The sequence below is a fragment of the Amycolatopsis sp. NPDC048633 genome (assembly GCF_040650695.1).
Classification (GTDB): Bacteria; Actinomycetota; Actinomycetes; order Mycobacteriales; family Pseudonocardiaceae; genus Amycolatopsis.
This window is the reverse complement of record NZ_JBEZHS010000065.1, coordinates 1-22,702: the sequence shown is the minus strand read 5'-3', so window position 1 is coordinate 22,702 and position 22,702 is coordinate 1. Positions and strand designations below refer to the sequence as shown.

At 71.8% G+C, this 22,702-nt stretch carries 23 protein-coding genes; 18 read left to right on the top strand and 5 right to left on the bottom strand.

The window, feature by feature from the left end; translation table 11 throughout:
- Positions 1 to 120 precede the first annotated feature (120 nt).
- The 6 genes from rpmI to pheT all read left to right on the top strand — a co-directional run bounded on the left by rpmI (position 121) and on the right by pheT (position 6,204).
- Positions 121 to 315: a 50S ribosomal protein L35 gene (rpmI, locus tag AB0C38_RS48330; protein ID WP_360688089.1), complete on the top strand. Its 195-nt coding sequence runs from the start codon at positions 121 to 123 to the stop codon at positions 313 to 315.
- A gap of 65 nt (positions 316 to 380) precedes the next feature.
- Positions 381 to 755, top strand: coding sequence for a 50S ribosomal protein L20 (gene rplT, locus AB0C38_RS48325; protein WP_360688086.1), 375 nt, complete (start codon positions 381 to 383; stop codon positions 753 to 755).
- Between the two features lie 23 nt (positions 756 to 778).
- Complete coding sequence (locus tag AB0C38_RS48320; protein ID WP_360688083.1) at positions 779 to 1,567, top strand: RNA methyltransferase; 789 nt, start codon at positions 779 to 781, stop codon at positions 1,565 to 1,567.
- 49 nt (positions 1,568 to 1,616) lie between these two features.
- Entirely contained in the window at positions 1,617 to 2,447 is an 831-nt protein-coding gene (locus AB0C38_RS48315) for a DUF6159 family protein (protein ID WP_360688080.1), read from the top strand.
- A 134-nt stretch (positions 2,448 to 2,581) separates the two neighbouring features.
- Positions 2,582 to 3,643 (top strand): phenylalanine--tRNA ligase subunit alpha, encoded by a 1,062-nt coding sequence (gene pheS / locus AB0C38_RS48310; protein ID WP_360688077.1) that lies wholly within the window; start codon positions 2,582 to 2,584, stop codon positions 3,641 to 3,643.
- Positions 3,643 to 6,204, top strand: coding sequence for a phenylalanine--tRNA ligase subunit beta (gene pheT / locus AB0C38_RS48305; protein ID WP_360688074.1), 2,562 nt, complete (start codon positions 3,643 to 3,645; stop codon positions 6,202 to 6,204). Before pheS ends, pheT begins: the two co-directional genes overlap by 1 nt.
- Positions 6,205 to 6,566: 362 nt before the next feature.
- On the opposite strand, the gene AB0C38_RS48300 is transcribed toward pheT, so the two are convergent.
- Positions 6,567 to 7,256, bottom strand: coding sequence for a DNA alkylation repair protein (locus tag AB0C38_RS48300; RefSeq protein ID WP_360688071.1), 690 nt, complete (start codon positions 7,254 to 7,256; stop codon positions 6,567 to 6,569).
- Positions 7,257 to 7,449: 193 nt separating this feature from the next.
- Between AB0C38_RS48300 and AB0C38_RS48295 the strand changes: the two genes are divergently transcribed.
- The gene (locus tag AB0C38_RS48295; protein ID WP_360688069.1) at positions 7,450 to 9,033 is read left to right on the top strand and encodes an alpha/beta hydrolase; all 1,584 of its coding nucleotides are present in this window, start codon (positions 7,450 to 7,452) and stop codon (positions 9,031 to 9,033) included.
- A gap of 203 nt (positions 9,034 to 9,236) precedes the next feature.
- Positions 9,237 to 9,734, top strand: a complete 498-nt coding sequence (locus tag AB0C38_RS48290; protein ID WP_360688066.1) for a helix-turn-helix domain containing protein — start codon at positions 9,237 to 9,239, stop codon at positions 9,732 to 9,734.
- 262 nt (positions 9,735 to 9,996) lie between these two features.
- Here AB0C38_RS48290 and AB0C38_RS48285 read toward each other — a convergent pair whose 3' ends face one another.
- Complete coding sequence (locus AB0C38_RS48285) at positions 9,997 to 10,959, bottom strand: YafY family protein (RefSeq protein WP_360688063.1); 963 nt, start codon at positions 10,957 to 10,959, stop codon at positions 9,997 to 9,999.
- Between the two features lie 83 nt (positions 10,960 to 11,042).
- Here AB0C38_RS48285 and argC point away from each other — a divergent pair, with 83 nt between their 5' ends.
- Genes argC through argH form a run of 8 tightly spaced genes read left to right on the top strand, consistent with a single transcriptional unit; the run spans position 11,043 to position 18,511 of the window.
- Positions 11,043 to 12,071 (top strand): N-acetyl-gamma-glutamyl-phosphate reductase, encoded by a 1,029-nt coding sequence (gene argC / locus AB0C38_RS48280; protein WP_360688061.1) that lies wholly within the window; start codon positions 11,043 to 11,045, stop codon positions 12,069 to 12,071.
- Positions 12,068 to 13,228, top strand: coding sequence for a bifunctional glutamate N-acetyltransferase/amino-acid acetyltransferase ArgJ (gene argJ, locus AB0C38_RS48275; RefSeq protein ID WP_360688057.1), 1,161 nt, complete (start codon positions 12,068 to 12,070; stop codon positions 13,226 to 13,228). Before argC ends, argJ begins: the two co-directional genes overlap by 4 nt.
- Positions 13,225 to 14,142 carry an acetylglutamate kinase gene (argB, locus tag AB0C38_RS48270; protein WP_360688054.1) on the top strand — a complete coding sequence of 306 codons (918 nt, stop codon included), beginning with the start codon at positions 13,225 to 13,227 and terminating at the stop codon, positions 14,140 to 14,142. The genes argJ and argB overlap by 4 nt, the downstream gene beginning before the upstream one ends.
- The gene (locus AB0C38_RS48265; RefSeq protein ID WP_360688051.1) at positions 14,139 to 15,341 is read left to right on the top strand and encodes an acetylornithine transaminase; all 1,203 of its coding nucleotides are present in this window, start codon (positions 14,139 to 14,141) and stop codon (positions 15,339 to 15,341) included. The genes argB and AB0C38_RS48265 overlap by 4 nt, the downstream gene beginning before the upstream one ends.
- Positions 15,341 to 16,267, top strand: coding sequence for an ornithine carbamoyltransferase (gene argF / locus AB0C38_RS48260; RefSeq protein ID WP_360688049.1), 927 nt, complete (start codon positions 15,341 to 15,343; stop codon positions 16,265 to 16,267). The genes AB0C38_RS48265 and argF overlap by 1 nt, the downstream gene beginning before the upstream one ends.
- Entirely contained in the window at positions 16,264 to 16,776 is a 513-nt protein-coding gene (locus AB0C38_RS48255; protein WP_360688045.1) for an arginine repressor, read from the top strand. Before argF ends, AB0C38_RS48255 begins: the two co-directional genes overlap by 4 nt.
- Positions 16,773 to 17,099, top strand: a complete 327-nt coding sequence (locus AB0C38_RS48250) for an argininosuccinate synthase (protein WP_360688042.1) — start codon at positions 16,773 to 16,775, stop codon at positions 17,097 to 17,099. The genes AB0C38_RS48255 and AB0C38_RS48250 overlap by 4 nt, the downstream gene beginning before the upstream one ends.
- On the top strand, positions 17,096 to 18,511 hold the full coding sequence (argH, locus tag AB0C38_RS48245; RefSeq protein WP_360688039.1) for an argininosuccinate lyase: 1,416 nt from the start codon (positions 17,096 to 17,098) through the stop codon (positions 18,509 to 18,511). The genes AB0C38_RS48250 and argH overlap by 4 nt, the downstream gene beginning before the upstream one ends.
- Positions 18,512 to 18,529: 18 nt before the next feature.
- Here argH and AB0C38_RS48240 read toward each other — a convergent pair whose 3' ends face one another.
- The 3 genes from AB0C38_RS48240 to AB0C38_RS48230 are packed head-to-tail and all read right to left on the bottom strand — an operon-like array spanning position 18,530 to position 20,405.
- A complete protein-coding gene (locus AB0C38_RS48240; protein ID WP_360688036.1) occupies positions 18,530 to 19,192 on the bottom strand; it encodes a TetR family transcriptional regulator in 663 nt (220 codons plus the stop codon).
- Complete coding sequence (locus tag AB0C38_RS48235) at positions 19,192 to 19,860, bottom strand: DUF4166 domain-containing protein (protein ID WP_360688033.1); 669 nt, start codon at positions 19,858 to 19,860, stop codon at positions 19,192 to 19,194. The genes AB0C38_RS48240 and AB0C38_RS48235 overlap by 1 nt, the downstream gene beginning before the upstream one ends.
- Complete coding sequence (locus AB0C38_RS48230; protein WP_360688030.1) at positions 19,857 to 20,405, bottom strand: hypothetical protein; 549 nt, start codon at positions 20,403 to 20,405, stop codon at positions 19,857 to 19,859. The genes AB0C38_RS48235 and AB0C38_RS48230 overlap by 4 nt, the downstream gene beginning before the upstream one ends.
- Positions 20,406 to 20,542: 137 nt before the next feature.
- Between AB0C38_RS48230 and AB0C38_RS48225 the strand changes: the two genes are divergently transcribed.
- Entirely contained in the window at positions 20,543 to 21,181 is a 639-nt protein-coding gene (locus AB0C38_RS48225; RefSeq protein WP_360688027.1) for a DNA-3-methyladenine glycosylase, read from the top strand.
- Between the two features lie 32 nt (positions 21,182 to 21,213).
- Positions 21,214 to 22,488 (top strand): tyrosine--tRNA ligase, encoded by a 1,275-nt coding sequence (gene tyrS / locus AB0C38_RS48220; RefSeq protein WP_360688024.1) that lies wholly within the window; start codon positions 21,214 to 21,216, stop codon positions 22,486 to 22,488.
- Positions 22,489 to 22,702 lie beyond the last annotated feature (214 nt).

Genomic DNA, 22,702 nt, shown 5'->3' with positions numbered 1-22,702 from the left:
GCCGAGCGCGCCGGGCAGCGTGGACACGATCGCGTGGACCATCGTGTCGAGCAGGTGCGGCTGGCTGGCCAGCACGAACCCGCCGACCGACGAGGAGCCGCCGCACGAAAGAGGACTGAAATGCCGAAGATGAAGACCCACAGCGGGACGTCCAAGCGCGTCCGCGTCACGGGCACGGGCAAGCTGCGCCGTCAGAAGGCCGGCCGCCGGCACCTGATGGAGAAGAAGTCCAACCGCCTCACGCGCCGGCTCGAGGGCACCACCGAGGTCGCCAAGCCCGACACCGGTCGCGTCAAGCGCCTGCTGGGCCTCTGACCCAAAACTTGCTTTAACCACCCGGGGCGGTCCCCTTCGCCCCCTGAGATCGACAGGATGGACCCGTGGCACGCGTCAAGCGGGCGGTCAACGCCCAGAAGAAGCGTCGCGCAACTCTCGAACTGGCCAGCGGCTACCGCGGCCAGCGTTCGCGGCTGTACCGCAAGGCCAAGGAGCAGACGCTTCACTCGCTCAACTACGCCTACCGGGACCGTCGTGCCCGCAAGGGTGACTTCCGTCGCCTGTGGGTCACCCGCATCAACGCGGCCGCCCGTGCGAACGGCGTGACCTATAACCGGTTCATCCAGGGCATCAAGGCCGCGGGTGTCGAGGTCGACCGCAAGATCCTCGCGGACCTCGCCGTCAACGACGCCGTCGCCTTCACCGCGCTGGCCGAGCTCGCCAAGGCCAACGTGAACACCGAAGCGAAGTCGGCCTGACCGGCAGCTTTCCCCGGCCCGGGGTGGATCCGTTCACCGAACGGACCCCCCGGGTCGTTGCTGCGCGCAAGCTCACGCGGCGCGCGGAACGCGACAAGACCGGCCGTTTCCTGGCCGAAGGCGCCAACGCCGTCGAGGCCGCGCTGGCCGGCGGCTCGGTGTCCGAGCTGTTCGTCACCGAGCGCGCGGCGGCGCAGCACGCGGACCTGGTGGACGCGGCCCGCGCGGCCGGCGTCGCGGTCTCGCCGATCACCGACCGCGCCGCCGACGGACTGTCGGAAACCGTGACGCCCCAGGGCATCGTGGCCGTCTGCGCGTTGCTCGACCGTCCCCTCGAAGAGGCCGTGACACCGGGCGCCCGGCTCGTCGTGGTGCTGGTGGACGTCGCCGACCCCGGCAACGCGGGCACGGTGATCCGCGTCGCCGACGCGGCCGGCGCCGACGCCGTGGTCCTGGCGGGCGACACCGTCGACCCGCACAACGGCAAGTGCGTCCGTGCGGCCGCCGGCAGCCTGTTCCACCTGCCGATCGCACGCGTCCGTGACGTCCCGGCCGCGCTGGCGGCCTGCTCGGCGGCCGGCCTGCGCACGTTGGCCGCGCACGGCTACGCCGACGCCGAACTCGATCGGGTGGATCTCACCGAGCCGACGGCCTGGGTCTTCGGCAACGAGGCCCACGGCCTGCCCGCCGACGTCCTCGACCGCACCGACCTCGCCGTCCGGATCCCGCTGTACGGCAAGGCCGAAAGCCTCAACCTGGCCACCGCGGCGGCTGTCTGCGTGTACACGAGCGCGATGGCAGCCCGGCGCTGACCAGCCGCTAGGCTGCCTCGGTATCCACTGTGGTCGCCGGGGGGAAATCATGGGCAGGCTCGCCCGTTCGTACGCGTTGTTCGTCGCTTCGCTCCGGGTGCTGCGCGCCCACAAGGGCTTGGCCTGGTTCACGGTGCTGGCCGGCGTCGCCGGGCTGTTCGTCGCCGGGGCGTTCCTGACCCCGGCGTTCTTCCTGTCGCACGTCGAGATCAGCGACCACGGCAGGCTCACCGCCGGCTCGTGGGTGCTGCTCGCGGCCTTCTACCTCGTCTCGGCGTTCGTCACGATCTTCTTCAACGCGGGCCTGATCTCCCAGGCCGACGTCGCGCTGCGCGGCGGCTCCCCGGCGGTCGGCGCCGGCCTGGCCGCGGCCGCGAACCGCTGGCCGGCGCTGCTCGGCTGGGCCGGCATCTCCGCGACGGTCAGCCTGGTGCTCCGCACGATCGAGGAGCGGCTCGGCTTCCTCGGGAGCATCGTCAGCGGCCTGGTCGGCCTGGCCTGGCGGCTCACGACGTTCCTGGTGCTGCCTGTAGTCATGCTGGAAGGCACCGGGGTGAAGGCCGGCGTCCGGCGTTCGGTGGAGCTGTTCCGCCGGACGTGGGGCGAGAACGTCGCCGGCGGCGCCGGGATCGGCCTGATCGGCTTCCTCCTCAGCCTGGCCGGCTACGCCGTGCTGCTGCTCGCCGGCTTCCTGCTCGGCGGGACCGCGACCCTGTTCGTCTGCCTGGGCCTGGCGATCGTCTGGTCGGTGCTCGTCGCGGTCTTCACCACGACGCTGTCGGGGATCTACCAGACGGCGCTGTACCGCTACGCCGCCGACGGCACGGTTCCCGGCGAGTTCGCGTCGGTCGACTTCGCCGTCGCTTTCCGCGCGCGCTGAGCGTGCGTCCGCGCGGCCCGGGGCGACCGGGGGCGCGCGGACCCGATCCCATAGACTTTTCTCGCCTTTGACCTCTCGTGCGCCGCGTGTCCGGCGGCGCGCGTACGACCAGTCCCAGCGGACGCCGAGGAGTTATGTCCGGAGCCAAGGAGAAGGAAGCCCAGGGCGCGGTGCTGGCCCCCGAGACGCTGCAGGAAGCGGTCAAGGCCGCCGAAGCCGCGTTCGCCGCCGCGACCGGGCTCGAAGCGCTGGCCGAGGTCAAGCCGGCTCATCTCGGCGACCACGCGCCGCTGCTGCTGGCCCGCCGCGAGATCGGCGCCCTGCCCAAGCAGGAGAAGGCCGAGGCGGGCAAGCGCGTCAACGAGGCCCGCCAGGCCGTCCAGTCGGCCTTCGACACCCGCCGTGCCGAGCTCCAGGTGGAGCGCGACGAGCGCGTGCTGCGCGAGGAGGCCGTCGACGTCACCCTGCCGTGGGACCGCGTCCCGCGCGGTGCCCGGCACCCGATCAGCACCATCTCCGAGCGCGTCGCCGACGCCTTCGTAGCGATGGGCTACGAGGTCGCCGAAGGCCCGGAGCTCGAAGCCGAGTGGTTCAACTTCGACGCGCTGAACTTCGGCAAGGACCACCCCGCCCGCCAGCTGCAGGACACGTTCTACGTCGGCGAGGAGGACTCCGGCCTGGTGCTGCGCACGCACACCTCGCCGGTGCAGGCCCGCACCCTGCTGCACCGCGACCTGCCGGTGTACGTCGTGTGCCCCGGCCGGACGTACCGCACCGACGAGCTCGACTCGACGCACACCCCGGTGTTCACGCAGGTCGAAGGCCTCGCGGTGGACAAGGGCATCACCATGGCGCACCTCAAGGGCACGCTCGACGCCTTCGCCCGCGCGATGTTCGGCGAGAGCTCCAAGACCCGCCTGCGCCCGCACTTCTTCCCGTTCACCGAGCCGTCCGCCGAGGTGGACGTCTGGTTCGAGGAGAAGAAGGGCGGCCCCGGCTGGGTCGAGTGGGGCGGCTGCGGCATGGTCAACCCGAACGTGCTGCGCGCCTGCGGCGTCGACCCCGAGGTGTACTCGGGCTTCGCCTTCGGCATGGGCATCGAGCGCACCCTGCAGTTCCGCAACGGGATCCCGGACATGCGCGACATGGTGGAGGGCGACGTCCGCTTCACCCTTCCCTTCGGAACGGAGGCGTAGTGCGAGTCCCCGTCAGCTGGCTGACCGAGCACCTCGACATCGGCGAGGAGGTCACGCCGCAGGACCTGGCCGACGCGTTCGTCCGGATCGGCATCGAGGTCGACGACCTGAAGCAGCTCGGGCCGGTGACCGGCCCGCTCGTCGTCGGCCGGGTGGCCGAGATCGAGGAGCTCACCGACTTCAAGAAGCCGATCCGGTTCTGCCGCGTCGACGTCGGCGAAGAGGCCGAAGAGCCGGCGGAAGCCGATGACGACGAAGACGAGGACGACGACGAGGTCGGCGAGTTCGACGAGGGCCCGCACGGCATCCGGACCCGCGGCATCGTCTGCGGCGCCCGCAACTTCACCGAGGGCGACCTGGTCGTCATCGCGCTGCCCGGCGCGGTCCTGCCCGGCGACTTCACCATCGCGTCCCGCAAGACCTACGGCCGGGTCAGCGACGGCATGATCTGCTCGGCCCGCGAGCTCGGCATGGGCGACGACCACACCGGCATCCTCGTGCTGCCCTCGGGCACCGCGAGCCCGGGTGACGACGCGGCGGAGTTGCTCGGCCTCGGCGACACCGTGATCGAGCTGGCGCCGACCCCGGACCGCGGCTACGCGCTGTCGATCCGCGGCCTCGCGCGCGAGCTGTCGAACGCGCTGGACATCCCCTTCGGCGACCCAGCCCTGCTGGAGGTTCCGGCGGCCGAGGGCGATGCCTGGCCGGTCCGCGTCGAGGACCCGGAGGGCTGCCCGCGGTTCGTGCTGCGCCGTGTCACCGGGCTGGACGCGACCGCGCCGACGCCGTGGTGGATGCGCCGTCGGCTGATGCTGGCCGGTATCCGCTCCATCTCCCTGGCCGTCGACGTCACCAACTACGTGATGCTCGAGCTCGGGCACCCGCTGCATGCGTTCGCCACCAAGGCCGTCCAGGGCGACCTGGTGGTGCGCCGGGCGAAGGCGGGCGAGAAGCTGACCACGCTGGACGACGTCGAGCGCACGCTCGACCCGGACGACGTGATCATCGCCGACGACAGCGGCGTCATCTCGCTGGCCGGCACGATGGGCGGCGCGAGCACCGAGATCACGCCGGAGAGCACCGACGTGCTGCTCGAGGCGGCGCACTGGAACCCGGCCGCGATCAGCCGGACCGCGCGCCGGCACAAGCTGTTCTCCGAGGCCGCGAAGCGGTTCGAGCGGTTCACCGACCCGCAGCTGTGCCCGGCCGCCGTCGAGCTGGCCGCGCGTCTGCTGCGCCAGTACGGCGACGCCGGCATCCGGCCCGGCCGCACCGACGAGGGCGCGGTCGAGCCGAACCCGCCCGTCGTGATGCCGATCAACCTGCCCGACAAGGTCGCGGGCGTGAACTACCAGCGCGGCGTGACCGTCCGGCGCCTGTCCCAGATCGGCTGCAAGGTCACGGTCAGCACGGGGGACGACGGCACCGGCCAGGTCACGGCGATCCCGCCGAGCTGGCGCGGCGACCTGCGCCAGCCCGCCGACCTCGTCGAAGAGGTGCTGCGGCTGGAGGGCTACGACAGCATCCCGTCGACGCTGCCCGCCGCCCCGGCCGGCCGCGGCCTGACCGACATCCAGCGGCGCAGCCGCAACGTCGCGCGGGCCCTGGCCGAGGCCGGGTACGTCGAGGTGCGGCCGTTCCCGTTCATCGGCGACGCGGTGTGGGACGCCTTCGGCCTGCCGGAGGACGACGTCCGCCGCAACACGGTCAAGGTCCGCAACCCGCTGGAGGCCGACCGCAACCGGCTGGCCACCACGCTGCTGCCGGGCCTGCTGGACACGCTGCAGCGCAACGTGTCCCGCGGGATGAAGGACGTCTCGCTCTACCACATCGGCCAGGTGGTGCTGCCCGCGCCGAACCCGCTGAAGGTGCCGGACCTCGGCGTCGACCGGCGGCCTTCGGACGAGGAGCTGGCCCTGCTGGAGGCCTCGGTGCCGCAGCAGCCGCTGCACGTCGCCGTGGTGCTCGCCGGCCAGCGCCACCGCGCCGGCTGGTGGGGCGCCGGCGAGCCGGCGAACTGGGCCGACGCGGTGCAGGCCGCCCGGACGGTCGCCGAGGCCGCCGGGATCGAGCTGACGGTGCAGGCCGCGGACCTGCCGCCGTGGCACCCGGGCCGCTGCGCCCAGCTGCGGGTCGGCGACTGGCCGGTCGGCCACGCCGGCGAGCTGCACCCCAAGGTGGTCGAGGCGCTCGGCCTGCCGCCGCGGACGGTCGCGATGGAGCTGGACCTCGACGCGATCCCGCTCCCGGAGTCGCGCCCGGCGCCGAGCGTGTCGGGGTATCCGCCGGTCCTGCTGGACGTGGCCCTGGTCGCGGCGGCGGACGTACCGACGGCGGACCTGGCGGCGGTCCTGCGCGACGGCGCGGGCGAACTGCTCGAGAACATCACGCTGTTCGACGTGTACGCAGGCGAGCAGGTCGGCGAAGGCAAGCGCTCGCTGGCGTATAAGCTGCGCTTCCGCGCGGCGGACCGGACCCTGACGGTCGACGAGGCCACGAAGGCACGCGACGCGGCAGTGGCGGCGGCGGGCGAGCGCTTCGACGCGACCCTGCGCGCCTGACCGGCTCGCACGAGGTATTCCGAGAGGGGCCGGGAAACCGGCCCCTCTCGGCGTTTCCACACAAATCGGCCACACGCTGCGCTCCGGCCCAACCGAGTTCCCGCTGCCCGAGGTCGGCACAGCGGCCCCTTCGCCCACTCACCGCCCCGGCGACCTGCCCCGGCGGCCGCGCGCACGCTCACATCGAGCCGAGCCGCCCGCAATCCCGAATCTCGTCAGCCGGGCCAACGCCCGGCATACGAGCCGACTCCCCAGGTACGCGAGTCGACCGTTCCGGTACGCGAGCCGACCCGACAGGTACGCGAGTCGCCCCTCCAGGTACGCGAGTCGTCCGGCTGGATGCGTCCATTCGCGGCCGGAGCTCAGCCGATGTGCTTGAGCGCCTCCCGGCGGGACAGCCCCGATAGCCCAGGGTGATCGTCCACGAAGGACCGGACCCAGTCCGGTGCCGTCTTCGCGTAGTCGCGCAGGGCCCAGCCGATTCCCTTGCGCAGGAAGAACTCCGGCTCGGGGATCGCCGGTTCGATCGCGCGGGTGAGCAAGTCGGTGTCGGTGTCCTCCTTGGCGCCGATCTGGCAGATGATCGCCGTGCGGCGGCGCCAGAGGTCGCGGTCGGCCGACCAGCTCAGCATGATCGGGGTGACCCGGCCGCGGTCGGCGCGCAGGATCGGCCCGACCCTGCGGATCGCCAGCTCGTCCACGTGGTCCCACCACGCCCCGCTGACGATCATCTCCTCGTACATCGGCACCAGCTCCGGGTCCTGCCACCGCTGGTACGCCCGGTGCCCGGAAAGCGCGATGGCCGCGTAGCGCTCTTCGCGGAATTCGGCTGTCCGCCACAACTCCAGCACGGTCGCCGTATATGTCACCCGATCGGGCAGTATGTGGTCGGCCAGTACCTGCTTGAGAAGCACGTTCCGCTCGGGTGAGGCCACCCCGCGGAACGGCATGGCCGACTTCATGTACGCCTGCATCGCGGGCGCCTTGACCGGGTCGGCGAGCCCCGCCAACCCGGTGCGGATCGCCTTGACCAGCTGTTCGTCCACGTTCATGCGCTCTCCCGTCGTGCTCCGGCGGTCCGGAGCGTACTGCCGGGCACCGACAGTTCCGGCCCTCGGCCGCGGGCGCAGGTACCGACGAAAGGCGGATGGCGGAAGTCGCGCCGGTCGACGAGATTGGCGAAGGTTGCCGGTAGTTTCGCCGGAATCCGGCGAACTCTGTCCAATGCGGATGAAAAGGACGACTGTGAAGAGAATCGTTGCCGCCGTCGCCGCGGCTGGGCTCGCGGCCGGGCTGATGGCCGCCGCGCCCGCCGCTTCGGCGGACCCCGCGGTGCAGTTCAGCCCCGCGCCGATCGCCTGGGGGCCCTGCGCGTCGGCGAGCCTGAAGGCCGCGGGCGCCGAGTGCGGTTTCCTCGAGGTGCCGATGGACTACGCGAAGCCGGGCGGGGCGAAGGTCTCCGTCGCGGTGTCGCGGATCAAGCACAAGACCCCGCAGTCGCAGGGGATCATGCTGGTGAACCCGGGCGGCCCCGGCGGGTCCGGCCTCGGGCTCTCGGTGCTCGGCAAGTACGTGCCGAACCACGCGGGGGACAACTACGACTGGATCGGCTTCGACCCGCGCGGCGTCGGGTCCAGCAAGCCGTCGGTGAGCTGCGACGGGAACTACTTCAGCTACAACCGGCCGGCCTACGTGCCGACCACGCCGGCGCTCGAGAAGACCTGGCTCGCCCGTTCGAAGGGCTACGCCGACGCGTGCAAGAAGAACGGCGCGATCCTCGACCACCTCAAGACGACCGACGTCGCGCAGGACATGGACAGCCTGCGCAAGGCGCTGGGCGAGAAGCAGATCAACTACTACGGCTTCTCCTACGGCACCTACCTCGGCCAGGTGTACAGCACGATGTACCCGAAGAACGTCCGCCGGATGGTGCTGGACGGCAACGTCGACCCGCGGAAGGTCTGGTACCAGGCCAACCTCGACCAGGACGTCGCGTTCGACAAGAACATCAAGATCTACTTCGACTGGCTGGCGTCCTACGACAGCGTCTACCACCTCGGCAAGACCGGCTCCGCCGTCGAGAAGCTCTGGTACGACACGCAGCGCAAGCTCGCCAAGAACCCGGCGGGCGGCGTCATCGGCGGCGACGAGTGGACCGACGTCTTCCTCCAGGCCGGCTACTACGTCTTCGGCTGGGTCGACATGGCCAAGGCCTTCGACGGCTACGTCCACCAGGGTGACTGGCAGACGCTGAAGGCGCTCTACGACGACTCGAACCCGCCCGGCGACGACAACGGGTTCGCCGTGTACGCGGGCGTGCAGTGCACCGATGTCCAGTGGCCGACGAACTGGAACAAGTGGCGCGCCGACAACTGGATCACCCACTTCAAGGCCCCGTTCGAGACCTGGGGCAACGCCTGGTTCAACGCGCCCTGCGTGTTCTGGCCGGCGAAGGCGGGCAAGCCCGTCGACATCAACGGCAGCAAGGTCGCCGGTGCCCTGCTCATCAGTGAAGAGCTCGACGCCGCGACGCCGTACGCCGGCAGCCTCGAGGTCCGGAAGCGGTTCCCGAACTCGAGCCTGATCAGCGCGCCGGGCGGCACGACGCACGCCGGTTCGCTGTCCGGGGTGTCCTGTGTGGACGACAAGATCGCCGACTACCTGGCCACCGGCAAGCTGCCCAAGCGCCAGCCCGGCAACCACTCGGACGTCCAGTGCGACCCGGTGCCGGCGCCGGTGCCCGATGGCGCCGCGGCGCAGAAGTCGGACAACTCCGCGAAGGCCGCCCAGGAGAAGCAGAGCACGCTGGCCCAGCTGCTGCACTTCTGAGCGAAAACGGCACAGCCCGCTGCCCCGGTCCGGTTCGCCCGGACCGGGGCAGCGTCTTGTCCGCCGGTGTCTCATCGTCGCCTCCCCGTCACGTGGTGTGGTCGATGGGGACGTTAGGCGAGGGGTCCGACAGTTTCGGAGTGAAGTCGGCCGTGAGCAGCGCGTGGCCGAAAATTGTCGGGGGTGCGCGCTAGCTTCGTGGCATGTCGATCATCGAAGAGCGCCGGACCGAGGTCCGGGCACAGGAAATCACCTACCAGATCGTGGTCGCCACCAGGACGGACGACGACCGCCCCGAACCGACTCCCCGGGTGATGATCACCCTGGAAGCCGGCGGTCCCGGCGGCGAACCGGTCGCCGAGGGCAGCCTCGACCTGGACATGGCGGTGGCGGCCACGGTCGCCGACCTCGTCACGGACGGACTGCTGTCGGCGAGCGGCGCAGGCCGGGGGCCGCGGCGAAGATCCGCGGGCCGTCCTGCCCAGCAGGGCCGCCCGTGGAACGAGGAGATGGACGCGGAGCTGGAGAACCGGTGGACCGCGGGCGAGAGCGTCGCGCAGATCGCGACGTACTTCGAGCGCACCCCCGGCGGCATCCGCGCCCGGCTGCCCCGCGTGGGCTGCGACCCGGAGAACCCGGGTTGCTACCTCCCCGTGCCGCCGAGCAGGCGCACGGACCTGGACGGAGGCGAGCCGACCTGAGCAGTGGCGGTGGGCCGGCCTGAAGCGGGCCGGCCCACCGCGGCTGCCGTCAGGTGATCATCGGCGACCGACCAGGGGAGGGTTTCGATTGCGCAGGCACCAGGTCGACGTCGTCCGGCCGCCTGCCGCCGTCCGGCTCGGCGAACGGGTTTCCGGTCGTGCGGGAGAAAACGGCTCAGTCGCTTGCTCGGTTCGGCTCGGCGGATGCTTTCCCGGAGGTGAGAGCGGAACCCGTTACCTGCCGCGGTGTCGCGACACCAGCTCAAGCCCGCGGACCCGCCGCGGCGGTCGCACGGTCGGCGAGCACCCTCAGGTGTGCCACCAGTTCCGGTGGCTCCTCGACGGTGAACGCGCACCCGAGCCCCAGCAACCGGAACGCGAGCCAGTCCACCGTGACCCCGTGGCTGCGCCACCGGCAACGGCCGTCGCCGAGGTCGGTCAGTTCGCCGGGCGCCGCGCCGAGGCGGGGTGCCACCTGCGACGCCGGTTCCGTCAGGACCGCCACCGCGCGGTAGGTCGGCACGAGGTCGTAGAGCCGTTCGACGACGTAGGCCGCCAGGTCCGTCGCCGGGGGCTTGCGCGGGGTGGCGCGGCCGCCGGTCGCCTGGGCGTCGCGGACCCGGTCGGCGCGGAAGATGCGCCAGTCCGCGCGGTCGAGGTCGTACGCCACCAGGTACCAGCGGCGGCCGGCGGCGACCAGCCGGAGGGGCTCGGCCCGGCGCCGCGTCTCGGTGCCGTCGTTCGCGCGGTAGCGGAAGCGGACCGTCTCGTGGTTGGTGATCGCGCCGGCGAACGTCGTCAGCTGGGCCGGGTCGACGGCCGGTCCCACGGCCGGCACGGCGACCGTCGCCGTGCCGATCGTGCCCACCCGGCGGCGCAGCCGCGCCGGCAGGACCTGCTCCAGCTTGGCCAGCGCCCGCACGGACGCCTCCTCGATCCCGGCGACGGTCTGCCCCGCGGCGGTCCGCAGCCCCACCGCGATCGCGACGGCTTCGTCGTCCTCGAGCACGAGCGGCGGCATCGCGGTGCCGGCCACCAGCCGGTAGCCACCCGCGACGCCGCGGCTGGCCTCCACCGGGTAGCCGAGCTCGCGCAGCCGGTCGACGTCACGGCGGATCGTGCGCGGGCTGACGCCGAGCCGGTCGGCCAGCTCGCTTCCCGGCCACTCCCGGGGCGTCTGGAGCAGCGAGAGCAGGCCGAGCAGCCGCGCCGGGGTGTCCGTCATCCGCCCAGCATCCCAAGGTGGCGGGCACCACTTCCCGGTAAACCTGTTTGTTTAGCCTTGCAAGGGTGTGCATAATCATGCGTATGACGGTGAACATCGCGGTGGCCGGAGCCAGCGGGTACGCGGGCGGCGAGCTGCTGCGCCTGCTCCTGGCTCATCCCGACGTCGAGATCGGCACGCTCACGGCCGCCAGCAGCGCGGGCACCAAGCTGGGCGTCCACCAGCCCCACCTCGTGCCGCTCGCCGACCGCGTCCTCGCCGAGACGACGCCGGAAACCCTCGCCGGCCACGACGTCGTGTTCCTCGCGCTGCCGCACGGGCACTCGGCGGAGATCGCGGCGCAGCTCGGGCCGGACGTCCTGGTGGTCGACCTCGGCGCCGACCACCGCCTGGCCGACCCGGCCGACTGGCGGCGCTGGTACGGCGGCGACCACGCCGGCCAATGGCCGTACGGCCTGCCCGAACTCCCCGGCGCCCGCGAGAAGCTCGTCGGCACCAAGCGCGTCGCCGTGCCCGGCTGCTTCCCGACCGGCGGTTCGCTGGCCCTCGCGCCCGCGTTCGCCGCGGGACTGATCGAGCCGGACGTCACGGTCGTCGCGGTCACCGGCACCTCGGGCGCCGGCAAGAGCCTCAAACCGAACCTGCTCGGCTCCGAGGTGATGGGTTCGGCGAGCGCGTACGGCGTCGGCGGCGCCCACCGCCACACCCCCGAGTTCGCGCAGAACCTCTCGGCCGTCGCGGGGGAGAAGGTCACCGTGTCCTTCACCCCGGTGCTCGCGCCGATGCCGCGCGGCATCCTCACCACGGCGAGCGCCCCGCTGAAGGACGACGTCGACGAGGCCGCCGCCCGCGCCGCGTACGAGAAGGCCTACGACGCCGAGCCGTTCGTCCAGCTGCTGCCCGCGGGCGCCTGGCCGACCACCTCGGCGACGCTCGGCTCGAACAACGTCCAGCTGCAGGTCACGGTCGACACCGACGCACGCCGCCTGGTGGTCGTCGCCGCGATCGACAACCTCACCAAGGGCACCGCCGGCGGCGCCGTCCAGTCGATGAACCTGGCCCTCGGTCTCCCCGAGACCACCGGCCTTTCCACCGTAGGAGTGGCACCGTGACCGTCACCGGCCCGCAGGGCTTCCGCGCCGCCGGCGTCGCCGCCGGGATCAAGGCCTCCGGCGCGCTCGACTTCACGCTGGTCGTCAACGACGGCCCCCTCGACGTCGCGGCCGGCGTCTTCACGCGCAACGTCATCAAGGCCGCGCCGGTCCTGTGGTCGCAGGAGGTGCTCAAGCAGCAGCGGCTCAAGGCGGTCGTCCTCAACTCGGGCGGCGCCAACGCGGCCACCGGCCCCGGCGGCTTCCAGGACACCCACGCGACCGCCGAAAAGGTGGCCGAAGTGCTGCAGGCGGGCGCGATCGAGGTCGCCGTCTGCTCTACCGGCCTGATCGGCGAGCGGCTGCCGATGGACGCGGTCCTGTCCGGGGTGGACACCGCTTTCAAGGCCCTCGACGCGAGCGCCGAAGCGGGCCTGAACGCCGCCCAGGGCGTGATGACCACCGACACGAAGCCGAAGCAGGCCTTCGCGAAGCACGACAGCGGCTGGAGCGTCGGCGGGTTCGCGAAGGGCGCGGGCATGCTCGCGCCGAACCTCGCCACCATGCTTTCGGTGCTGACCACCGACGCCGTGGTGGACAAGGAAACCCTCGACCGGGCCCTGCGCGCCGCGACCCACGTGACCTTCGACCGGCTCGACGTCGACGGCGGCACGTCCACGAACGACACCGTCCTGGTCCTGGCCTCCGGCGCGAGCGGTGTCGAGCCGGGCGAGGCCGAGCTCGCCGAGCTGCTCACCAAGGTCAGCCTCGACCTCGTCCTCCAGCTGCGCGCGGACTCCGAAGGCGCGACGAAGGACGTCAACATCACCGTCCAGGGCTCGGAGTCCGAGGCCGACGCGATCGCGGTCGCCCGCACGATCGCCGAGGACAACCTGGTCAAGACGGCGCTGTTCGGCTCCGACCCGAACTGGGGCCGGATCGCGATGGCGCTGGGCCGGGTGCCGGCCCGCATCGACCCGGAAACCGTGTCGATCACGATCAACGGCGTCACCCTGTTCGCCCAGGGGATGCCCGCCGCCGACCGGACCGAGGCGGACCTCACCGCGCGGGACATCGAAATCGTCGTCGACCTCGGGGTCGGCGGCGAGGCGGCCACCATCTACACCACGGACCTTTCGCACGGTTACGTCGAAGAGAACAGCGCGTACTCCTCATGAACCAGGACGCACTGATCTCCGCGGACGAGCGGCTGGCGACGGCGGCCGAAAAGGCCGGCGTCCTCATCGAAGCGCTGCCCTGGCTGCAGCGGTTCCACGGCGCGACCGTGGTGATCAAGTACGGCGGCAACGCGATGATCGACGAAGGCCTGAAGGCGGCCTTCGCCGAGGACATGGTGTTCCTCCGGCTGGCCGGCCTGCGCCCGGTGGTCGTGCACGGCGGCGGCCCGCAGATCACCGCGATGCTCAAGCGCCTCGGCGTCGAAGGCGAGTTCAAGGGCGGCCTGCGCGTCACCACCCCGGAGACGATGGACATCGTCCGGATGGTGCTCACCGGGCAGGTCAGCCGCGAGCTGGTCGGGCTGATCAACGCCCACGGGCCGTACGCGGTCGGCATCTCCGGCGAGGACGCCCGGCTGTTCACCGCCGAACGCAAACAGGCCACTGTGGACGGTGAGCAGGTCGACATCGGGCTCGTCGGTGAGGTCGCCGAGGTCAACCCGGACGCGGTGCTCGACATCGTCAACGCCGGGCGCATCCCGGTGGTGTCCACGGTCGCCCCGGACGTCGAGGGCGTGGTGCACAACGTCAACGCCGACACCGCCGCGGGCGCGCTGGCGGCCGCGCTGGGCGCCGAAAAGCTCGTCGTGCTCACCGACGTCGAAGGCCTGTACGCGAACTGGCCCGACCGGTCGTCGCTGATCGACCGCATCCGCGTCGACCACCTCGAGCCGATGCTGCCGTCCCTGGCCAGCGGCATGATCCCGAAGATGGAGGCGTGCGTGCGCGCCATCCGCGGCGGCGTGCGCCGGGCGCACGTGATCGACGGCCGCCTCGCCCACTCGGTGCTGCTGGAGGTCTTCACCTCCCGCGGGATCGGCACCATGGTCTTCCCCGAAACGGAGCTCCCGTGACCGACCTCAAGTCCAATGTGGACGGCCAGCAGCACTGGCAGTCCGCCCTCATGGACAACTACGGCACGCCCAGCCTGACGCTCGTCCGCGGCGAAGGCGCGAAGGTGTGGGACGCCGACGGCAAGGAGTACGTCGACCTGGTCGGCGGCATCGCCGTCAACGCGCTCGGCCACGCGCACCCGGCGATCGTCGAAGCCGTCACCGAGCAGATCAAGCAGCTCGGCCACACCTCAAACCTGTACGTCAACCCGGTGACCGTCGAGCTCGCCGAGGCACTGCTCGACGTCGCCGGTCTCACCGGCAACGGCAAGGTGCTGTTCGTCAACTCCGGTGCCGAGGCCAACGAAGCCGCGCTGAAGATCAGCCGGCTGACCGGGCGCACCAAGGTGATCGCGGCCGAGGGCGCCTTCCACGGCCGGACCATGGGTTCGCTGACGCTGACCGGCCAGCCCGGCAAGCGCGACCCCTTCAAGCCGCTGGTCCCGGGCGTCGAGCACGTGCCGTTCGGGGACGTCGCGGCGCTGAAGGCGGCCGTCGACACCGAGACCGCCGCAGTCTTCCTGGAGCCGGTGCTCGGCGAGGCCGGCGTCATCCCGGCGCCGGACGGCTATCTGCAGGCGGCCCGCGAGATCACCAAGGCCACCGGCACGCTGCTGGTGCTCGACGAGGTGCAGACCGGGCTCGGCCGCCTCGGCACCTGGTTCGGCTACCAGCAGGCCGGCATCGTGCCGGACGTGATCACCCTGGCCAAGGGCCTCGGCGGCGGGCTGCCGCTGGGCGCGGTGATCGGCGTCGGCGCGGCGGGCGACCTGCTCAAGCCCGGCCAGCACGGCACCACCTTCGGCGGCAACCCGGTGTGCTGCGCGGCCGGCTTGGCCGTGCTGAAGACCATCGCGGCGGACGGCCTCCTCGACCACGTCTCGACACTGGGCAAGGACATCGCGGCGGGCGTCGAGGCGCTCGGCCACCCGCTCGTCGCCGGGGTGCGCGGCGCCGGCCTGCTGCTCGGCATCGCCCTGCGCGAGCCCGTCTCGGCCGCGGTGGCCAAGGCCGTCCAGGACGCCGGCTACCTCGTCAACCCGGTCGCGCCCGACACCATCCGGCTCGCGCCGCCGCTCGTGCTCGACGCCGCCCAGGCCGAGGGCTTCCTCGCCGCCCTCCCGAACGCGCTCGACTCCACCACGAAGGACGCCGACTGATGCTCCGCCACTTCCTCCGCGACGACGACGTCGATCCCGCCGAGCAGAAGGCCATCCTCGACCTCGCCGACGCGCTGAAGGCCGACCCGCTGGGCAACAAGGCACTGGCCGGCAAGTCCATCACGGCGATCTTCGAGAAGAACTCGACCCGCACCCGGTTCTCGTTCGAGGTGGGCATCAGCCAGCTCGGCGGGCACCCGGTGATCGTCGACGGCCGTTCGATGCAGCTCGGCCGCGAAGAGACGATCGAGGACACTTCGCGGGTGCTGTCGCGGTACGTCGACGGGGTCGTGTGGCGCACCTTCGCGCAGAAGCGCATCGAAGCGATGGCCTCGGCCGCGTCGATCCCGGTGGTCAACGCGCTCACCGACGAGTTCCACCCGTGCCAGGTGCTCACCGACCTGATGACGATCCGCGAGCGCAAGGGGAAGCTCGAGGGCCTCACCCTCGTCTACCTCGGCGACGGCGCCAACAACATGGCGCACTCGCTGCTGCTCGGCGGGGTCACCGCCGGGATGCACGTCCGGGTCGTCTCGCCGGTCGGCTTCCAGCCTGACCAGCAGATCATGCTCGACGCCAAGAAGCGCGCCGAGGAGACCGGCGGCACCGCCACGGTGTTCACCGACCCGTACGCGGCGGCGGCCGGCGCGGACGTGCTCGTCACCGACACGTGGACGTCGATGGGGCAGGAGAACGACGGGCTCGACCGGGTGGGCCCGTTCCGCGCCCTGCAGGTCAACACCGAGCTGCTGAAGAAGGCCGCGGACGACGCGATCGTCCTGCACTGCCTGCCCGCGCACCGCGGCTGGGAGATCACCGACGAGGTGCTCGACGGCCCGGCCAGCGCGGTGTGGGACGAGGCGGAGAACCGGCTCCACGCGCAGAAGGCCTTGCTGGTCTGGCTCTTCGAAGAGAGCCGGCGATGACCAGCAGCCGGGTGGGGCGGCAGGCGCGGATCACCGAGCTGGTGTCCACCATGACCATCCGCAGCCAGACCGAGCTGGCCAAGCTGCTGGCCGCCGAGGGCATCGACGTCACCCAGGCGACGCTCTCGCGCGACCTCGACGAGCTGGGCGCGGTCAAGCTGCGCGGACCCGACTCGGGCGCGCCGGTCTACGTCATCCCCGAGGACGGCAGCCCCGTCCGCGGGGTGCAGGGCGGCACGTCGCGGCTCTCCCGGCTGCTCGCGGAGCTGATGGTTTCGGCCGACTCGTCCGGCAACCTCATGGTGCTGCGGACCCCACCCGGCGCCGCGCAGTTCCTGGCCAGCGCCATCGACCGCGCGGCACTCGAAGAGGTCGTCGGCTCGATCGCGGGCGACGACACCGTCGCCGTGATCGCCCGGGAACCGTTGTCGGGCAAGGAGCTGGCGGAGCGTTTCGCCGCCCTCGCGCACCGTTCGGCGCACGAAGCCGGAGACGAAGGCCCACCATGACCGTGCTCGCGGACTTCTTCCCGGCCGAGGGCGAGTTCCTCGCGCCGGACGAGGTCGTGATCACCTTCGACCGCGGGGTCCCGGTGGCGATCGACGGCGAGACCGTTTCCGTCGCGGAAGCGCGCCGGATGCTGAGCGCGCGCGGCGAGGCGCAGAGAATCGGCCGCGGTGAAGCGTGCGCCGCGCTCGAACGGCGGGGCGGCCGCGGATGCGCCAGGCTGACCGACGCCGTGTCGGGCGAAGTCCGCCTGGTCCTCCATGACGGCCGGGTGACGGCCGAAGACTTGAATCCGATGAACACCGAGGAGAAGCGAGAACAGTGAGCGGGAACGAGCAGCCGGTGCAGCTGTGGGGCGGCCGGTTCGCCAGCGGTCCGGCGGAGGCCATGGCCGCGCTGAGCGCGTCGACGCACTTCGACTGGCGCCTGGCGCCCTACGACATCGCCGGGTCCCGTGCGCACGCCCGCGTGCTGAGCAAGGCGGGCCTGCTCACCGGCGCCGAGCTGGCCGGCATGCTGGCCGCGCTGGACACGCTCGCCCAGGACGTCGCGTCGGGGGAGTTCACCCCGACGATCGCCGACGAGGACGTGCACACGGCCCTGGAACGCGGCCTGCTCGAGCGGGCAGGCACCGAGCTCGGCGGCAAGCTGCGCGCCGGCCGTTCGCGCAACGACCAGGTGGCCACGCTGTTCCGGATGTGGCTGCGGGACGCGTCCCGCCGGGTCGTCGCCGGCACGCTCGACGTCATCGATGCCCTGGTGTCACAGGCGAAGCGGCACCCGGACGCGATCCTGCCCGGCCGCACGCACCTGCAGCACGCCCAGCCGGTGCTGCTCGCGCACCACCTGATGGCCCACGGCCAGGCGCTGCTGCGCGACGTCTCGCGGCTGCAGGACTGGGACGCGCGCACAGCCGAGTCGCCGTACGGTTCGGGCGCGCTCGCCGGCTCTTCGCTGGGCCTCGACCCCGAGGCCGTCGCCGAGGAGCTGGGCTTCGCGACGAGCGTCGAGAACTCCATCGACGGCACCGCTTCGCGCGACTTCGTCGCCGAGTTCGCCTTCGCCGTCGCGATGCTCTCGGTGAACCTGTCCCGGATCGCCGAAGAGGTGATCATCTGGAACACCGCCGAGTTCGGTTACGTGACGCTGGACGACGCCTGGGCCACCGGCAGCTCGATCATGCCGCAGAAGAAGAACCCGGACGTCGCCGAGCTGACCCGTGGCAAGGCCGGCCGGCTGATCGGCAACCTCACCGGCCTGCTCGCCACGCTCAAGGCGCAGCCGCTGGCGTACAACCGCGACCTGCAGGAGGACAAGGAGCCGGTGTTCGACTCGGTCGAGCAGCTCGAGCTCCTGTTCCCGGCGATCGCGGGCATGCTCGCCACGCTGACCTTCCACACCGACCGGCTCGCGGAGCTGGCCCCGGCCGGCTTCACGCTGGCCACCGACATCGCGGAATGGCTGGTGCGCCAGGGCGTCCCGTTCCGCGTCGCGCACGAGGCCGCGGGCGAAAGCGTCCGCGTCGCCGAGTCCCGCGGCGTCGGTCTGGACGAGCTCACCGACGAGGAGTTCGAGAAGATCAACCCGGCCCTGACACCCGCGGTGCGTGCGGTCCTGACCGTCGAAGGCTCGGTGAACTCCCGTGACGCCCGGGGCGGCACGGCACCCGTTCGCGTCGCCGAACAGCGTGCGCGGCTCGAAGAGCGGGTCACCGCGGCCCGGCAGTGGCTGAACTGAGCTGAGCCGGCGGACCGGTCAGGCGTCGCGCGCCCGGCCGGTCTTCCGCAGCTTCGCGCGGAACGCCCGGGTGGCGACCGGGCCGAGGCTCTCGACGACGTCGACGAGCGCGGCGAGCTGGTCGAGCGCGGTCAGGGCCTGCTCGGCGCCGTCGGGGTCGACCGCCTCGAACAACGTCAGCCCGAGGAAGCCCGCCGACACGGCGCGGGCCAGCCCGTCGGGATCGGCGAACTCGACCAGCGGTGAGCCGGCGAGCACGCGCTCCAGTGTCGTCCGGACCTCGGAGATCCACTTGCCGAGGGCCTCGCGGGTCGCTTCCGCGAGGCGGCCGCCGCCCTGCGCCCCGGCCAGCGTCTGCGCCAGCAACGCCATGTTCCCTTCGGCGCGTTCACCGGCGTGGATCTCGCGACCCAGTGCCAGCAGCTCGCCGACGGTCGTCACTTCGGTGAAGCGGTCGCGATACTGCGCGACCCGAGCTTCGGTCGTGGTGACGCAGGCCTGCGCGACGAGCTCCTCGACGCTGCCGAAGTGGTAGAAGACCAGCGCCTGGTTGGCCCCTGCGGCGGTGGCGACCGACCGCGCGGAGACGGCGGTGATGCCCTGGTGCCGGATGACCTCCAGCACGCCGTCCACGAGCCGCTGCTTCGTGTCCTGTGAACTGGAGTTCCGGCTTCTGCTCATCAGTCCATGACCTTCTCACGCAACGGCTTGACCGCGCCGCTGACCCCGCCGCCGACGTCGACGAACCGGGCGGCGAAGCTGCCCTCGTAGCCGAACACCGGCCCGAAATGCGGGTGGGCCACCGCGACCTCGATCCGGAACAGCCCGCTCGCCGCGTCGAACCACTCGTCGACCTGCGCGGTGCCGGTGAGGGCCGTCGGCAGGCGCGCCCGGACCGGCCCTTCGTGGACCCGGAACTCGCCGGAGCGGATCCGGAAGCCGCCGTCCGGCCGCGCCGACACGGCGAGGTCCACCGCCAGGTGCTGGTGCGTCCCCAGGTAGTCGACGAGCCCGCGTCCGGCGCTGTAGACCATCTGCGCGTCGAAGCGCCTTCGCCGTCTCGGGAACTCGAAGGTGCGGACGAAGGACACGGTTTCGCGGCCGTGGCTGTCCACGTACGGGTAGTTCTCGATGGTGAACGGCACGTTCCGGCCGCGGTCGGGGAACAGGATGTGCCGGGTCGACCCGAGCCACAGGAACGGCCGGGTGAACCCCGGGCCGCGCCAGATCCGGTCCATCACGCCGTGGCCGATCATGCCGCGCCCGGCCGAAAGGGCGAGCCGCTCCCGCATCCGCGGGTGCAGGACCGCGAAGTCCGCGCCGAGCGCGCGCTCGAAGACGCCGCTCACGCGGGCACCCCGATCCGGTCACGCGGCGGTGTCCGCACGCAGCGGGCCGCCGAGGGTGCGGTCAGGGGTTGGTCTTCCGGCGGGGTCCCGGTCTCCAGCCAGAGCCGGAGCCGGTCGAACGACCAGGCCGTCATCCACCCGAAAGCCGGCCGGAAGACCTGGTCCGCCAACCGTCCGAAGCGCCCCCAGCGGGTGCCGTAGTCGAACCCGGTCACGAAGCGGACGCCGTCGCCGACCGGCGTGTAGCGCCAGTACCCGGCGCCCGTGCTGATCAGCGACAGCGGGTCGGCGGAGGCGAACCGCAGCACCGACGTGCGCGAACCGTCCGGCCAGGCGCGCGACGCCGCGCTCACCCCGACGCCGGTGACCGTGACCCGGAGGAACCGCGAGGCGTAGCGGAAGTGGCCGTCGCGCCCGGCGAGCGGGCTGATGTCGGCGAAGCGGAGGTCCCAGCGACGGTGCAGGTCCGGGTCCTGCGTGTGCCGCCACAGCGTGTCCAGGTCCGTGCGGATCACGGTTTCGACGTAGAGCGCCTTCGGTCGCATCTCACGGCTCCCCTCAGAGTTTGAGCGACTGCTCAAATCGACTGTAGAGAAGTTTGAGCGATCGCTCAAGGGGTGGCGGCGATCGGCGATCCGACCGGTCGTTAGGCTGGCCGGGACCGTCCGAGGGAGGAACCCGCTTGAGCGCCGACGCAGGCCGGCTGTTCACCCGCGACGAGCTGGCGCTGGACCCGGTCGACCTCGCCCAGCTGCTGCTCGGCTCGGTCCTGGAGGCCACCGGTCCCGACGGCACGGTCGGCGTCCGCCTGGTGGAAGTCGAGGCCTACCGCGGCGAAGACGATCCGGCGTCGCACTGCTACCGCGGACGTACCCCGCGCAACGCCGTCATGTGGGGGCCCGCGGGCCACCTGTACGTGTACTTCGTCTACGGGATGCACTTCTGCGCGAACGTCGTCGGCACCCACGAAGACCTGCCCGGCGCGGTGCTGCTGCGCGCGGGCGAGGTCGTCACCGGCCTCGACGTCGTCCGCCGGCGGCGCCCGAACGGACGGGGGACCGGGGAACTGGCCAAGGGCCCGGCCATCCTCACGTCGGCGCTGCGCATCGACCGCGCGCAGAACGGCGTCGACCTGACCGACCCGGCGTCGCCGGTCCGGCTGCACGTCGGCGAGCGCGTGCCGGCCGAACGGATCCGGGTCGGGCCCCGCGTCGGCGTCGCGACGGCGATCGACACGCCGTGGCGGTTCTGGGACGGCGGCTCACCGGCGGTCTCCACCTACCGCCGCGGCGGGAAGCGCCGGGTCCGACCCGCCAGTTAGTCGGTTGACCTGGTGCGGGAGGATCTACAGGCGTGAGCGAACACATCCTCGACGAGCTGTCCTGGCGCGGCCTCATCGCGCAGTCCACCGACATCGACGCCCTCCGGCGCGAGCTCGACCAGGGTCCCGTGACGCTCTATTGCGGCTTCGACCCCACCGCCCCCAGCCTGCACGCCGGCAACCTGGTCCCGCTGCTCATGCTCAAGCGGTTCCAGCGCGCCGGGCACCGGCCGATCGTGCTGGCCGGCGGCGCGACCGGGATGATCGGCGACCCGCGCGACACCGGTGAGCGCACGCTGAACACGCTCGACGTCGTCGCCGAGTGGGCCGGGCGCATCCGCGGCCAGCTCGAACGGTTCGTCGACTTCGACGACTCGGCGACCGGGGCGGTCGTCGAGAACAACCTCAACTGGACCGGCGAGCAGAACGTCCTGGAGTTCCTGCGCGACGTCGGGAAGCACTTCTCGGTCAACGTCATGCTCAACCGGGAGACGGTCAAGCGCCGGCTCGAGGGCGACGGCATGTCCTACACCGAGTTCAGCTACCTGCTGCTGCAGTCGCAGGACTACCTGCAGCTGCACCGCAAGTACGGCTGCAAGCTGCAGGTGGGTGGCTCTGATCAGTGGGGCAACCTCGTCGGCGGGGTCGACCTGATCCGCCGGACCGACGGGGCGGGCGCGCACGCGCTGACCGCGCCGCTGGTGACCGACGCCGAGGGCCGCAAGTTCGGCAAGTCCACCGGGGGCGGCAACCTCTGGCTCGACCCGGAGATGACCTCGCCGTACGCCTGGTACCAGTACTTCGTCAACGTGGGCGACGCCGACGTCATCCGCTACCTGCGGATGTTCACGTTCCTCGGCCAGGAGGAGATCGCCGCGCTGGCGGCGGACACCGAGCAGCGCCCCGGCCTGCGTGCCGCGCAGAAGCGGCTGGCGGAGGAGTTCACCACCCTCGTGCACGGCGAGGAGCAGACCCGGCAGGTGATCAACGCCAGCCAGGCCCTGTTCGGCCGTGGCGAGCTCGGCGACCTGGACGCGCGCACCCTGGACGCCGCGATGGCCGAGGTGCCGAACGGCAAGGTCGACCCGGCGGGCGAGTCGACGATCGTCGACCTGCTGCTCGCCGGGGGGCTGGTGGACAGCAAGGGCGCCGCCCGCCGCACGGTCAAGGAGGGCGGCGCGTACGTCAACAACCTGAAGATCGCGGACGAGGAGTGGAAGCCGGCGGCGGCCGATGCCCTGCACGGCAAGTGGCTCGTCGTCCGCAAGGGCAAGCGGAGCATCGCCGGCGTTGCGCTCGGCGGGTGAGCCCGAGGGCCCGAAACAGGGCCTTGACCTGCGGGAACGCGGTTAAGGTACCCCCCTGTTCCGGGCCCTTTTCCGGGGTGTAAAGTTCTCCAAGTCGCCAGGGAAACCGGGTGGCCGCCGGGACACGAACCAAGCTCTCGCTCGAAGCGATTGAGTGGGTGTCCCACCAAAACTGCTAGGAATACTCGCTTCGGGTAAGGCCGCTTGACGGCGG

Excerpts from the sequence above, each read along its gene's own strand:
- rpmI (WP_360688089.1), top strand. The coding sequence starts at position 121 with ATGCCGAAGATGAAGACCCACAGCGGGACGTCCAAGCGCGTCCGCGTC.
- AB0C38_RS48315 (WP_360688080.1), top strand. The coding sequence starts at position 1,617 with ATGGGCAGGCTCGCCCGTTCGTACGCGTTGTTCGTCGCTTCGCTCCGG.
- pheS (WP_360688077.1), top strand. The coding sequence starts at position 2,582 with ATGTCCGGAGCCAAGGAGAAGGAAGCCCAGGGCGCGGTGCTGGCCCCC.
- AB0C38_RS48300 (WP_360688071.1), bottom strand. The coding sequence starts at position 7,256 with ATGAACGTGGACGAACAGCTGGTCAAGGCGATCCGCACCGGGTTGGCG.
- AB0C38_RS48290 (WP_360688066.1), top strand. The coding sequence starts at position 9,237 with ATGTCGATCATCGAAGAGCGCCGGACCGAGGTCCGGGCACAGGAAATC.
- AB0C38_RS48285 (WP_360688063.1), bottom strand. The coding sequence starts at position 10,959 with ATGACGGACACCCCGGCGCGGCTGCTCGGCCTGCTCTCGCTGCTCCAG.
- argC (WP_360688061.1), top strand. The coding sequence starts at position 11,043 with ATGACGGTGAACATCGCGGTGGCCGGAGCCAGCGGGTACGCGGGCGGC.
- argB (WP_360688054.1), top strand. The coding sequence starts at position 13,225 with ATGAACCAGGACGCACTGATCTCCGCGGACGAGCGGCTGGCGACGGCG.
- argF (WP_360688049.1), top strand. The coding sequence starts at position 15,341 with ATGCTCCGCCACTTCCTCCGCGACGACGACGTCGATCCCGCCGAGCAG.
- AB0C38_RS48255 (WP_360688045.1), top strand. The coding sequence starts at position 16,264 with ATGACCAGCAGCCGGGTGGGGCGGCAGGCGCGGATCACCGAGCTGGTG.
- AB0C38_RS48250 (WP_360688042.1), top strand. The coding sequence starts at position 16,773 with ATGACCGTGCTCGCGGACTTCTTCCCGGCCGAGGGCGAGTTCCTCGCG.
- AB0C38_RS48240 (WP_360688036.1), bottom strand. The coding sequence starts at position 19,192 with ATGAGCAGAAGCCGGAACTCCAGTTCACAGGACACGAAGCAGCGGCTC.
- AB0C38_RS48230 (WP_360688030.1), bottom strand. The coding sequence starts at position 20,405 with ATGCGACCGAAGGCGCTCTACGTCGAAACCGTGATCCGCACGGACCTG.